We start from the raw sequence: 11,412 nt of genomic DNA on the forward strand, positions 1-11,412 counted from the left end.
AGGTTACGTTTCAGACTTTTCCTGCAGGCTTTGCAGCTCACGTCTGACCATGCTGGCGTAAGCCGCCGGTTGCAATGCGTAGAGCTGCGACGCCACCCAACTCAGCCAGGCACCTTGCAGTTCGGCCTTGCGGGCGAACAGGCGCTGCGCGTCTTCGCGTGCGCTGTCGAGATTTTGCGAATGGAAGTGCTCGCGGCTCACTCGCTGGCCTTGAAGGAAATCAGTTCACCTTTGCGCCATTTGGCAGCCTTGGCGGTGACGGCTTTCAAGGTTTTGGTCAGGCCTTCCTGCAATTGTTCATTGGCGGCGAACACCGTGACGACGCTATGACCTTCCTTGAACAGAATCGCGTGACCGTCGGCCGTACTGACAAATGCGTAGTCGCCCAAGCCGTAAACCGTGAGTTTGATGTCGCGAAAACGAATGTCCATCTTGCCGCCTTCACGGCTGGGCAACACTGACGCGATGAAATGGTCGCCAACCTTGAGTTTGAGCCCCGGTTTGTCATCGACTACCAATGCACTTTCGGTATCGATTTCTGCGATGTAAATGCCTTCGGCGTTTTGCTCGGTGATGTAAACAAAACGTGATTGGAATTGCTTGACCAGCTTTGCACGCAAATCACCCAGCACGAACAAAGCATGCATATCGAGGTTACTGACTGCCAAAGAAACATCCCCACATTTGAAAAACCGTGCAGCGGAAAACACGCACGGCAAAAAACGGCAATGCCGATGAAAACTGCAAAATCACTCAAAAACCCGAAGCGAGCGAAGCGCTCTTGATCGCGAGGTTCGTAGACTACTGGATTGTCATTAGCGGAACCCGCTCCGAAATCGGCAAAGCTTGAAGGAAAAAGCCTCAAGTGCGACTAGAGCAAGATCTGACTACGAACTTCAGGGAAATTTCTCACGAAAAAAAGCACTTTTCCGACATATCGCTGGCGAAAAATTGCTTTAGATAAGCCCGGTCGTCAACAGGTACTGGCGATTCTAGAGCAGCGATGCTCCTTACGACTACCCGCAACGGCCGTTAAATCCCGGCCGACTGATGAAAAGGACTTCATATGTGCACTTTGACTCATTTTGCCACGTCGGCCGACGCGCGAATCAACACACCTCTGACGATGAAGGTTGCCGACCTCGACAACCTTCCGACATCTTCTAACAATCATCGACCCCCGCACTTTCAAGTGGTGCCAGCGGGTATTGCGTTCTTTCACATCAAGGAGATATCCACGGGACGTGTCAGAGGTTTCCGCGGCAATCACAACGAAGCCTGCGCCCTCGCCCGCTCGCTTGAATCAAAAATCGAACTCCGCGCCAGCGCCTGCCTCTGATAAGGGGAGTGAACGAACAAGCCGCACCGGCACCGACCCAGGAGTAGATGATGGAACTGCCAACCGAGCTTAACCTGACCACCCTTTTCGAACAGCTGGGCCTGCCCTCGGATGAGGCGTCGATCAATGATTTTGTCGAAGCACATCCGCTGGATCCGGACACTAAACTCATCGATGCCGACTTCTGGTCACCCCAGCAGGCGCAATTACTCAAGGAGTGGCTGCGGGCCGATGGCGAAGAAGCGCCGATCGTCGATGAGCTGAACGTACGTTTGCATCGCGGCAAGTAAGTACGATCAGTGCAGGCTGTCGCCGGGCTCGATGTTCAATTGTTCGAGCCAGGCAGCCTTGCACTCCTCCGCTTCATCGCGACTGGCGAAGGCTGTGCCGCGTCGCTCCCCGTTGAGCAAAACTACCCAGCAAACACTGCGCCCCATCGCGCGTAAGCCGGCCGGAACACCGCTGCCGATCATCACTGCCACGTCTACCCTGCACTGCATGTGCCCTCCGAAATAATTAGCTACCTAACTAAGTCGTCAGATTAATGCTTTCCGTCGAGAGGAAACAGCAACCGCCGTGCACAGATTCATTGCGTCACCGGTAATAATCTCAGCGCGGATTCTCAGGTTTATAGCCCAGACGCAACCCGCCCCAGTGTCGGCCATTGATCATGATCGGCACCGATAAATCATGCATCAGCTCACCCGTATCGCGCGTGTAAGTCTGCAACAGCACCGGTTGCTGATGGCTGCCGCAGCGGATACCGGTGCGGTCAGCGAATTTGCGTTTGGTGCGATTATTTACCGTGTCGACCTGCACATCGCCGGTCAATGGCTGGCTGAATGCCTGGTTGTGCGTCGGTACATAACCCTGCTGCGTGCAGGCAATCGCAAAAACCAGCCCTTCATGACGCGCCAATAAAGGTTCTTGAATCGCCGGCAAGACCTGATCGGTGTATCGATCAAAGCGGGTTTGAAATTTGGCTGGTTCGGTGCCCGAAATCAGCTGGTAGCTGCGATCGAACAGGTCATCCAGGCTGATCCGCCCCTGCTCGACATCCGCCTCGAAGCGCGCCGCGATCTGGCTCGCACCTTCGCGCGCCAAGTCATAAATGCGCTGGTGATAGTCATCCAGGCCGACCTCGGCCAGGCGTTCGCTGATGGTTTCCGCCTGCCCTTCCATCTGCACAGCGGCCTCGGCGAGGCGGCGGGTCTGCTGATCGCTGATCGCCAGATCGCTACGCATTTGCTCAATCGCGCTGAACAGCGCATCAAGCTGCTCGCGATTGGTTTGCGCGCCACGGGCGATTTCGCTGACCTGGGTTTCCACTCCAGCGGCAAGTCGCGCGATGTTTTCCAGATGCTGACCGGTGTGCTCGACCTGTTCGACGCCGGTGTGCAGATCGCTCGACAACTCGCGAATCTGCGCCACCACTTGCGCGGTGCGTTGCTGAATGTCTGCAACCATCTCACCGACTTCGCCCGTGGCCGCCGCCGTCCGCGCCGCCAATCCGCGCACCTCGTCGGCGACCACAGCGAAACCGCGACCATGCTCACCGGCCCGGGCTGCTTCAATCGCAGCATTCAAGGCCAACAGATTGGTCTGGCTGGCAATCGACTGGATCACCAGCGTCACCCGCTGAATGTCGTCGCTGCGCACACTCAGGGCCTCGATCAATTCGCGGCTGGCGTTGGCGCGCTGACTGAGTTGCTGCATGCGCGAAATCGAGTCGAGCAGTTCGCTGCGCCCCGCCGCGCTGCTGTGATGCGCTTGGCTGGCGGCGTCCAGCGCGTCGCGACTGAGCTGTGAAGTCGCCTGTTCGGTGGCGATCATCACCTCGGCGTTGCTGACGATCTGCGCCGCCGCGTCGAGTTGCGATTCGAGTTTGTTCGCCAGCGCCTTGACCGAGAACGCCACGCCGGCGGCTGACAGTGCGTTGTGACTGGTGGTGTAGGAAAGATCGCGGGTCAGTGCGGACAATGCGCTCGCACTATCGACCGGGACGGCAACAGGAGCGCTGCGCGAACGCAGGCGCGGTAGCCAGACAATCAGTATCGCCAGCGGCATGCCGAGGTAGAGCGACCACTCGGCCATAGCCATGCCGGCCAGCAACAGCATCAGGGCGATGCTTTGCATGGTCGGCGCGATCCAGCGGTTTTTCGGCAAAAGCACTGGTGCAGGCAGCGCCGCAACCAGAGATCCATCTCTCGTCATCTTGATCACCCCACGTTTGTTCTCATTGTTGTGACTGCATTAAACGCCACTACAACGCCATTATCCATGGTCCGTTAGTCGTGGGGTCTGTGGCAGGTCAATGGAACAACGGGGGAAATAGCGCAGACGAGCAAAAACAAAGATCGCAGCCTCCCGCAACTCCATGTAGAAGCTGCCGAAGGCTGCGATCTCTTGCAGGCGCCCCCCTATTCAGAGGCCGCCATGGAATCAGGCCTGACGCTGGTGCTTGTCGATCTGCTCGTGACGCTCTTGAGCTTCGATGCAGTACTTGGTGGTCGGGCTGATCAGCAGGCGCTTCAGGCCGATGGCCTCGCCGCTGTCGTCGCACCAGCCAAAGCTGTCGTCCTTGATGCGCTCAAGGGCTTGTTCCAGTTGCGGCAGCATGCGCTGGTCGCGATCGATCGCGTTGACCAGCCAAGTGCGCTCTTCTTCAACCGAAGCCGCGTCCGCCGGGTCAGCCGGGGTGTCCAGGCTTTCGATGGCGATACGGTTTTGCTCAATGCGCTCGTGGGTTTCGACTTTCATGTTCTGCAACAGCTCAGTGAAGAAAGCGTGTTGCTCTGCATTCATGTAGTCATCTGCCGGCATAGCCAGCAACTTGTCCTTTGTCATTGATATCTCTATAAAAAAACGTGCATTAAGGCGAATAAGGGAGCGTTTCGGCGAACCGTGTCGGCCGTCGAAAAGGCATCGTTTTATTGCAAACGCCACCCGGCACTCAATTTACGAGGGGCGGCAGTCTAAGGCCCGATCAAGACCTCAGCAACTGTAAATACAGGGAATTTGTCCGACAGGACCTGGAAACTGCTCTGACACAGGCTTCACACGGCCATCGGAGTGCGTTTATAGCAAGAAATTCAGTCCAGCGGCTGTATATAGAAGACAAACGGCTAACCATCCCGCCAGCGACAGCCCACATTATTCTCGCAAGGTGCATCGTTTCAGCCCGGCAGAGCTTACGCAGCCCTTCTATTATCAGGCCCACCGCGTGCTCAACTCGCCTGAAGGATGCTGCCCATGCCCCGCCCCGCTCTGCCGGCCACAGACGAAATTTCCTTCGCCAGCCCGCCGGTCAACGCCGAGCGCCTGCTGCAAATGATCAGCGAAGAGTACGACGCCCTGCCGCGCCAGCTCAAACGCGTCGCCAGCTACATCAGCCAGCAGAGCGAGCGAATCATGGTCGAGCGCATCAGCGATATCGCCCGCGAGTGCGAAGTGCATCCGTCAGCCATTGTGCGTTTCTCGCAACGTTTCGGGTTCAGCGGCTTCAGCGAGATGCAGGCGCTGTTCCGCCAGGCCTGGACGCACAAAACCACGCCAGCGCAAAACTATCAGCAACGCATCCGCAGCCTGATCGCCAACAACTCGCAGACCGCCAACAGCGGCGACCTGGCCCGCGAATGCATCGACGCAACGCTCTCGGGCATCGAACGCTTGGGCCGCGAACTGGACGAGGTGGCGTTCGATACGGCCGTCGATCTCATCGTCAATGCCGACGACATTTATGTTGTCGGGGTACGACGTTCGTTCGCCGTCGCCGATTATCTGGTTTACAACTTGCAACATACGCAGAAACGCATTCATCTGGTTTCCGGCATCGGCGGCAGCTATCGCGAGCAAATGCGCAGCGTGCGCGCCAACGACCTGGTCATCGCCATCAGTTTTGTACCCTACGCCAAGGAAACCCAACACTGCCTGCGCTTCGCCCGGCAGCAAGACGCCAATGCCCTGATCATCACCGACAGCCCTCTTTCGCCACTGGCGAAACTTGCCAATAGCATGTTGCTGGCCAATGAAGGCAGTGCGCTGGCCTTTCGTTCGCTCAGTGCAACGCTGTGTTTGTGCCAGGCGCTGTTTGTGGCAGTGGCGTATCGGCTGGGCTTGAACGTCGATGAAATTCACGAGCAGGCTGGATTCGACGACTGACAATTGCCTTTCGCTCGGCTAGGTTATGCGTTCCCACCGGTTCGACTTGAAGGAACGCGTCATGAAACTGATCGGCATGCTCGACTCCCCTTACGTGCGCCGCGTAGCAATCTCCGCCAAATGCTTGGGGATCGACCTCGAACACGAGTCGGTCTCGGTGTTCCGCCACTTCGAACGATTCCAGCAGATCAACCCGGTGGTCAAAGCGCCCACATTGATCCTCGACGACGGCGTGGTCCTGATGGACTCGACCCTCATCCTCGATTACCTCGAAGCCAGCTGCGGCAAAAGCCTGCTGCCAAGCGATCTCAAACACCGCGCTCAAGCCCTGCGCCTGATCGGCCTCAGTCTCGCCGCCTGCGAAAAAGCCGTGCAGCTTTACTACGAACGCAACCTGCGCCCGGCCGACATTCAATATCAGCCGTGGGTCGAACGCGTCGAAAGCCAGCTCGCCGCCGCGTTTACCGCACTGGAAAAAGAACTTGAACACAGTGACTTGCCTGTCGACGGCTCCCTCGCCCAGACCGGCATCAGCCTGGCGGTTGCCTGGAGCTTCACCGAACTCGTCGTACCCGATCAGATCGACGCAACACGCTTTGCGCGTATCGCCGAGTACACCGCCTACGCAGAAGGCACCGATGCGTTCATCAACACACCGATGAACTGATCATGAGCTCCACCGACACCGCCGCCCCGGCGTTAAAGGAAATCTTCAACGCCGAGCGCTTGCAGCACATCGCTGACGAAATGAGCGCGGTGTACCCGGCGTTCAAGGCCAGGACGTTTCTCAAACATGCCCAGGACGGACTCGCTGAACTATCAGTGATGCAGCGCATGGCGCGTGTCAGCGAAAGCCTGCATGCCGTGCTGCCGCTGGACTACGAAGATTCCCTCGAAGTGCTGTTCGAACTCGCGCCACGGCTGAACAGCGGCTTCGTCAGCATGTGCCTCCCACACTACGTCGCGAGCTACGGCGCCCATGCGTTCGACACCTCAATGGACGCGCTGAAGTACTTCACCACCTTCGGCTCCTCCGAATTCGCCATCCGCTACTTTTTGCGCAGCGACCTCGAGCGCTCGCTGGAACGAATGCATGACTGGACCCGAGACGAAAACCACCACGTCCGCCGCCTAGCCAGCGAAGGCAGCCGCCCTCGCCTGCCGTGGTCGTTCCGCCTGGAAGCGGTGCAGGCTGATCCGCAGCTGGCCGCCGGGATACTGGATCGGTTGAAGGCGGATGAGAGCTTGTACGTGCGCAAGTCCGTGGCAAATCATTTGAATGATGTGACGAAGGTGCATCCGGAGTGGGTGTTGGACACGATTGAAGGTTGGTCGCTGGACAACAAGCACACGGTCTGGATTGCTAAGCATGCGCTGCGCAGTTTGATCAAACAGGGCGATGTGCGCGCGCTGACGGTGATTGGCGCAGGGGCGAAGGCTGAGGTTGAGTTGTTGGATGTGCGGGTCGAGCCGGCGGTGGTGAGGTTGGGGGAAGCGATTACTTTGTCGTTTACGGTGAAATCCATGGTGGCGCACGAGCAAAGGCTGGTGATTGATTATGCGATTGAGTATGTGAAGGCAAATGGCGGGGTTTCGAGGAAAGTTTTCAAGTTGAAGACTCTGGGATTAGCGGGTTTCGGGACTGAGGTAGTGCGACGGAATCAAGTCATCAAGGATTTTACGACGCGCAAGCATTTTGCCGGGCGACATGGGGTGCAGGTGATGGTTAATGGGGAGGTGTTGGGGAGTGCGGCGTTTGAGGTTTTGATTTGAGGCGTGAGTTATTTATTCACCAAAACAGCCGGTAGAGGATCAGTGCACTGGCAGCCGTGAATCGACATTGCGCGCGGCGGCACAGTGGACGACTCACGGCTTCAGCGCTTACCAACTTCCGTATGGAATGCCGAATTTCTCGATATAGCGCTTGGACTTTTCGCTGACGGGATAGGCGTAGCGTCCTTGGTTCTTACCCTGACTCGGTCCTAAAGGCTCGATCTCTGCCTGTGCTCTGGCGACCTTGATCGGATGGTGGCACTCGTCTCTGACCCAAACCTGCACAACGCCGCCAGGCGCCAGGCCCAGATAGACCGATGAAATATAGGTACTCCGCCGCTCTGGTGTTTTCGCGCAGCGCTGCGCGACCGAAGTCCGCATCATTTGCCTGGCTTCTTCGGGTATATCTACCCAAGCCCGATAAGTTTGAGGCTCTACGATGGACTGCCAGCGAACAAAAATTCTTTTTGGGAGATCAGCGCCGACCACGGCTTTTGCGGACGCGCCCACTCCGTCCCAACCACGCGCCGATTCGGTGCCGTCTTCAGGTTGCCCGCCCGATGCCGATCCACCACCGGTACGCAAAAATGTCTTTCCCTTTATATCTTCCACAGCAGTGTCTTCAACCCAGACCTTCATGTAGTTGGGTTCGGTAAACCCGAGCTCCCACCAAGGGGATTTAGGGTCGTTTTTTGCTGACAGCGGGTCGGCATTACAACCAGCCACAAAAAGCGTACACAGCAGTGCTGTAAATAACTTCATTACCAAAGCGTCCAGTCAGGTACGTGTGGGTGCTTTACTCGGATTGCATCTTCCGTGGGGGCGTTGATGTAAACAGCTCTGATGCCACTCCCATCTCTCCTGCCAAGCGGATGGTTCCAGTTGGCGGACGTGTGAATGTACTTGAGTTTGAGTATTTGCTCCTCCTCTGGCGTGGTGCTGTAGTCGCCGGAGACAAAACGATCACACATGGGCTTGAGTTTTTCAGGAACGGCGAAGTCTGGCGTCTCGGGAATGTCTTCGAAGAGAACGCCTTTGGCTCTGGCGAGTTGATGCATCACGCGCAGGCTCACTCTCGACAGTAATCCACTCACCGGACGCTTGAGTTGGACGGCCGCATAGACTCGCTTGACTCGAGGACTAAGTCGATCCTGAGGGCTGACCGGTAGCAGTAATGGCGGTGGCGTAACGATCTCGAGATTTTCGAGCGGCCAACCCTTGGCTAGCCACTGATTTCTCACATTGATCGCATCCTGGTAGATCGATGTGGTAGCGACGTCAGTATACGTACCGACCTCTAGCGTCTGCATTGGGCTAACGAGAACACACTCTTCAGCGTCCTCAAGGTAACCTCCACCCACATCGGAATGCACACCCGGCAAGACGATTTCCGGATGATCCATCGCTACTCGATTGAGAGCAAAGTTAGCCCTGCATTCATCCCGCGCAGCCAACTGCACAACGTCGGTGAAATAACCTCGGTCGAGATAGAGTTTGACCCCCGTTGCGACTGCGCTTTTTATGTTGCCCAGATTGGACCATCCAGCAATCGACGGTACCGTGTCGAACAGCCCAATGAAGCCCACGTTGATGTCGCTGTGATACTGATCAACAAAGGTCGAACTGAGGGCATCGGACATACTGCGGAGAATGTCGCCTAAAGGCCCTTGTTTGCCACGCACTATCTCGTTGGCGAAATGTCTGGCGGCTGCGGCACCGCGACTAAAGCCAAACGTGTCGAAAGTCAACGAAGCAATTTCACTACCGGGATTTTTGTCCAATACTTCAGTGATACGCTGTTCGATCACCGCGAAACAGGACTGGACTCGCCCTGCAACGCCGGTTTCACCACGTCCTGTACCGGCGCCGAATTTACTGTCTTCTTTACCTGAACGGGTACCTATACCTTCGACGTAGACCATACCGAAAGCTCTCTTTCGTGGCCCTTCTCCCTCAGCGAGTCGTGTTGCTCCATACAGTTCGCTCAGCTTCTTCACATTGCTGACATCGCTACCATAACTACTATCCGGATCACCCATATAAGGCTGGCAACTGACGGGAATATCCTCAGGCGCAATCGGATGCTGAGCACCACACAACAACCCCGCAGCTGAGTTGTTCGCGTTGTTGCCCGTGCCATCAAAGAACACCCCAATCCTCAACGCAATCCCGATTTTCTCAGGCTCGCGCGCAGGCTCTTTCCCATGCTTCTCATACTCGGCCCAATGCTGGGCGTGTATGTCGACGGGTTTGGCTTCTTCGTAGCGATAGTTTTTCGGCGGGTTTGGAACGTAGCCACTCAATCCTTGATTCCTTCTGATCCTTGAAGAACGGCCAGAAGGGTGACAGTCGGGAGGGGGCGGTGCAAGCCGTGGCGGTGTGCCAGCCATGGAGCGTCAGTGCGAGCAGGCTCACTCCCAAAAAGGAATGAGCCTGGCTGGGGATGGCGGGTCAAATCGACCGCTGATTCACCCGCGCCATCAACTGTTCAGCACTTTCCTTGCGCTCGGAATAGCGGTCCACCAGGTGCGCCTGCTGCCCACGCAGCAGCATGGTGAACTTCACCAGTTCTTCCATCACATCCACCACACGGTCGTAGAACGGCGAAGGTTTCATCCGCCCGGCCTCGTCGAACTCCATGTAGGCCTTCGGCACCGAGGATTGGTTGGGGATGGTGAACATGCGCATCCAGCGGCCGAGGACGCGTAGTTGGTTGACCACGTTGAACGACTGCGAGCCGCCGCAGACTTGCATCACCGCCAGGGTTTTGCCTTGGGTCGGGCGCACAGCGCCGAGTTCCAGCGGGATCCAGTCGATCTGTGCTTTGAACACGGCGGACATCGCGCCGTGGCGTTCTGGCGAGCACCAGACCTGGCCTTCCGACCACAACACCAGATCGCGCAGTTCCTGCACCTTGGGATGGTCGACCGGGACGTCGTCGGGCAATGGCAAACCGGATGGGTTGAAGATCCGCGTTTCGGCGCCGAAGTGTTCGAGCAGGCGCGCGGCCTCCTCGACCAGCAAACGGCTGAACGAGCGCTCGCGGGTCGAGCCGTAGAGCAAGAGGATGCGCGGTTTGTGTTCGCCGACATTCGATGGCTTAACAGCGTCGATCAGGCTTGCGTCGAGGTTGGGCAAATGATTTGTCATGAAGCCTCCTTACAGCGTGCCGATGCGGTCGATTTCGACTTTCAGTTGCTCACGACTGAGCGAGTGAAACGGCAGATCGAAGAAGGCTTGGCAGCGTTCACCGATGCGCATCAGAGTGGCTTGGAATGCAGCGTCGATTGCCGCTTCGTCGCCCTGCACTTCGGACGGATCTTCCAGTCCCCAATGCGTTTTCAGTGCGGGACCGAAATACACCGGGCAGGTTTCGCCGGCGGCTTTGTCGCAAACAGTGATGACGATAGCTGGCGTTTTTTTTGCGAAGGCATCGTTGCCTTTACTGTGCAACCCGTCGATGGCGATACCGTGCTTTTGCAACGTCGACAGGCTGCGCGGCAGGACCTGGCCTTTGGGAAAACTGCCGGCACTCACCGCTTGGAAACCAGCGGGAGCCAGGTGATTGAACATGGCTTCGGAAAGAATGCTGCGGCAGCTATTGGCCGTGCACATGAACAGGACTCGCATCGATGCGCTCCGTAGAAAGTGGAAGATTCAGCAGCAGGCGCGTTCGCGCACGGGTCGGCCATCCATGTTTTGCAGGCGCGCGGCGTTGTCCTTGAGCCAATCGGCATTGGCCCTGGATGTCAGCTGAAGGATTTCGCCGATCCATGCCGGCAGTTTCGGATTGAGGCGGTAATACACCCACTGGCCCTGACGGCGGTCGAGCAGCAAACCGTTACTGCGCAGTTGCGCGAGATGACGGCTGATTTTCGGCTGGCTGTCGTCGAGCGCACACATCAACTCGCAAACGCAGAGTTCACCTTGCTCGGCGATGAGCAGGATGGCGCGGACGCGGGTTTCGTCGGCGAGGCTTTTGAAGACTTCGGTGGGGGTGATCATGGTGATCGGCTCGCCATATGCGGGAAATCGAATATACGGATATCCATATATTTATCAACCCGCGAAAGCAGCCACGGCGAATAACCGTGTGGGAGCGAGCCTGCTCGCGAAGGCGGTGGGTCAGGCGAGGTTTG

15 protein-coding genes are annotated in these 11,412 nt (G+C 57.3%); 5 read left to right on the forward strand and 10 right to left on the reverse strand.

The features are described from left to right. Nucleotides 1–3: 3 nt before the first annotated feature. Together OK411_RS17090 and OK411_RS17095 are read right to left on the reverse strand one after the other, a co-directional pair. On the reverse strand, nt 4–201 hold the full coding sequence (locus OK411_RS17090; protein ID WP_024013251.1) for a hypothetical protein: 198 nt from the start codon (nt 199–201) through the stop codon (nt 4–6). Continuing rightward, nucleotides 198–647 (reverse strand): hypothetical protein, encoded by a 450-nt coding sequence (locus OK411_RS17095; RefSeq protein WP_024013252.1) that lies wholly within the window; start codon nt 645–647, stop codon nt 198–200. The genes OK411_RS17090 and OK411_RS17095 overlap by 4 nt, the downstream gene beginning before the upstream one ends. 479 nt (nt 648–1,126) lie before the next feature. On the opposite strand from OK411_RS17095, the gene OK411_RS17100 reads away from it, so the two are divergent. Continuing rightward, nucleotides 1,127–1,339, forward strand: a complete 213-nt coding sequence (locus OK411_RS17100) for a hypothetical protein (protein WP_410902533.1) — start codon at nt 1,127–1,129, stop codon at nt 1,337–1,339. 50 nt (nt 1,340–1,389) lie between these two features. Next, on the forward strand, nt 1,390–1,629 hold the full coding sequence (locus OK411_RS17105) for a DUF2789 family protein (protein WP_016775092.1): 240 nt from the start codon (nt 1,390–1,392) through the stop codon (nt 1,627–1,629). A 6-nt stretch (nt 1,630–1,635) separates the two neighbouring features. On the opposite strand, the gene OK411_RS17110 is transcribed toward OK411_RS17105, so the two are convergent. The 3 genes from OK411_RS17110 to OK411_RS17120 form a co-directional block, all read right to left on the reverse strand. Then, on the reverse strand, nt 1,636–1,839 hold the full coding sequence (locus tag OK411_RS17110) for a hypothetical protein (protein ID WP_016775093.1): 204 nt from the start codon (nt 1,837–1,839) through the stop codon (nt 1,636–1,638). A gap of 109 nt (nt 1,840–1,948) precedes the next feature. Next, nucleotides 1,949–3,553, reverse strand: a complete 1,605-nt coding sequence (locus tag OK411_RS17115; protein ID WP_264365412.1) for a methyl-accepting chemotaxis protein — start codon at nt 3,551–3,553, stop codon at nt 1,949–1,951. A gap of 228 nt (nt 3,554–3,781) precedes the next feature. Then, the gene (locus tag OK411_RS17120; protein ID WP_016775095.1) at nt 3,782–4,186 is read right to left on the reverse strand and encodes a TraR/DksA family transcriptional regulator; all 405 of its coding nucleotides are present in this window, start codon (nt 4,184–4,186) and stop codon (nt 3,782–3,784) included. 405 nt (nt 4,187–4,591) lie between these two features. On the opposite strand from OK411_RS17120, the gene OK411_RS17125 reads away from it, so the two are divergent. From OK411_RS17125 to OK411_RS17135, 3 genes are all read left to right on the forward strand, one after another. Then, nucleotides 4,592–5,500 (forward strand): MurR/RpiR family transcriptional regulator, encoded by a 909-nt coding sequence (locus OK411_RS17125; protein ID WP_264365413.1) that lies wholly within the window; start codon nt 4,592–4,594, stop codon nt 5,498–5,500. A gap of 61 nt (nt 5,501–5,561) precedes the next feature. Next, entirely contained in the window at nt 5,562–6,167 is a 606-nt protein-coding gene (locus OK411_RS17130; RefSeq protein WP_264365414.1) for a glutathione S-transferase, read from the forward strand. Between the two features lie 2 nt (nt 6,168–6,169). Beyond that, nucleotides 6,170–7,273, forward strand: coding sequence for a DNA alkylation repair protein (locus tag OK411_RS17135; protein WP_264365415.1), 1,104 nt, complete (start codon nt 6,170–6,172; stop codon nt 7,271–7,273). Nucleotides 7,274–7,381: 108 nt separating this feature from the next. Here OK411_RS17135 and OK411_RS17140 read toward each other — a convergent pair whose 3' ends face one another. From OK411_RS17140 to OK411_RS17160, 5 genes are all read right to left on the reverse strand, one after another. After that, nucleotides 7,382–8,035: a DUF2931 family protein gene (locus OK411_RS17140; RefSeq protein ID WP_110645605.1), complete on the reverse strand. Its 654-nt coding sequence runs from the start codon at nt 8,033–8,035 to the stop codon at nt 7,382–7,384. After that, nucleotides 8,035–9,576: a T6SS phospholipase effector Tle1-like catalytic domain-containing protein gene (locus tag OK411_RS17145; protein WP_264365416.1), complete on the reverse strand. Its 1,542-nt coding sequence runs from the start codon at nt 9,574–9,576 to the stop codon at nt 8,035–8,037. The genes OK411_RS17140 and OK411_RS17145 overlap by 1 nt, the downstream gene beginning before the upstream one ends. A 148-nt stretch (nt 9,577–9,724) precedes the next feature. Continuing rightward, a complete protein-coding gene (arsH, locus tag OK411_RS17150) occupies nt 9,725–10,423 on the reverse strand; it encodes an arsenical resistance protein ArsH (RefSeq protein ID WP_217878428.1) in 699 nt (232 codons plus the stop codon). A gap of 9 nt (nt 10,424–10,432) precedes the next feature. Beyond that, a complete protein-coding gene (locus OK411_RS17155; RefSeq protein WP_264365417.1) occupies nt 10,433–10,903 on the reverse strand; it encodes an arsenate reductase ArsC in 471 nt (156 codons plus the stop codon). 27 nt (nt 10,904–10,930) lie between these two features. Next, a complete protein-coding gene (locus OK411_RS17160; protein WP_264365418.1) occupies nt 10,931–11,278 on the reverse strand; it encodes a metalloregulator ArsR/SmtB family transcription factor in 348 nt (115 codons plus the stop codon). Between the last annotated feature and the right edge of the window lie 134 nt (nt 11,279–11,412).

It is taken from the genome of Pseudomonas sp. RG1, assembly GCF_025910115.1.
In the GTDB taxonomy this organism is placed as follows: domain Bacteria; phylum Pseudomonadota; class Gammaproteobacteria; order Pseudomonadales; family Pseudomonadaceae; genus Aquipseudomonas; species Aquipseudomonas atacamensis.

Excerpts from the sequence above, each read along its gene's own strand:
- OK411_RS17095 (WP_024013252.1), bottom strand. The coding sequence starts at position 647 with ATGCATGCTTTGTTCGTGCTGGGTGATTTGCGTGCAAAGCTGGTCAAG.
- OK411_RS17100 (WP_410902533.1), top strand. The coding sequence starts at position 1,127 with ATGAAGGTTGCCGACCTCGACAACCTTCCGACATCTTCTAACAATCAT.
- OK411_RS17105 (WP_016775092.1), top strand. The coding sequence starts at position 1,390 with ATGGAACTGCCAACCGAGCTTAACCTGACCACCCTTTTCGAACAGCTG.
- OK411_RS17110 (WP_016775093.1), bottom strand. The coding sequence starts at position 1,839 with ATGCAGTGCAGGGTAGACGTGGCAGTGATGATCGGCAGCGGTGTTCCG.
- OK411_RS17115 (WP_264365412.1), bottom strand. The coding sequence starts at position 3,553 with ATGACGAGAGATGGATCTCTGGTTGCGGCGCTGCCTGCACCAGTGCTT.
- OK411_RS17120 (WP_016775095.1), bottom strand. The coding sequence starts at position 4,186 with ATGACAAAGGACAAGTTGCTGGCTATGCCGGCAGATGACTACATGAAT.
- OK411_RS17125 (WP_264365413.1), top strand. The coding sequence starts at position 4,592 with ATGCCCCGCCCCGCTCTGCCGGCCACAGACGAAATTTCCTTCGCCAGC.
- OK411_RS17130 (WP_264365414.1), top strand. The coding sequence starts at position 5,562 with ATGAAACTGATCGGCATGCTCGACTCCCCTTACGTGCGCCGCGTAGCA.
- OK411_RS17135 (WP_264365415.1), top strand. The coding sequence starts at position 6,170 with ATGAGCTCCACCGACACCGCCGCCCCGGCGTTAAAGGAAATCTTCAAC.
- OK411_RS17140 (WP_110645605.1), bottom strand. The coding sequence starts at position 8,035 with ATGAAGTTATTTACAGCACTGCTGTGTACGCTTTTTGTGGCTGGTTGT.
- arsH (WP_217878428.1), bottom strand. The coding sequence starts at position 10,423 with ATGACAAATCATTTGCCCAACCTCGACGCAAGCCTGATCGACGCTGTT.
- OK411_RS17155 (WP_264365417.1), bottom strand. The coding sequence starts at position 10,903 with ATGCGAGTCCTGTTCATGTGCACGGCCAATAGCTGCCGCAGCATTCTT.
- OK411_RS17160 (WP_264365418.1), bottom strand. The coding sequence starts at position 11,278 with ATGATCACCCCCACCGAAGTCTTCAAAAGCCTCGCCGACGAAACCCGC.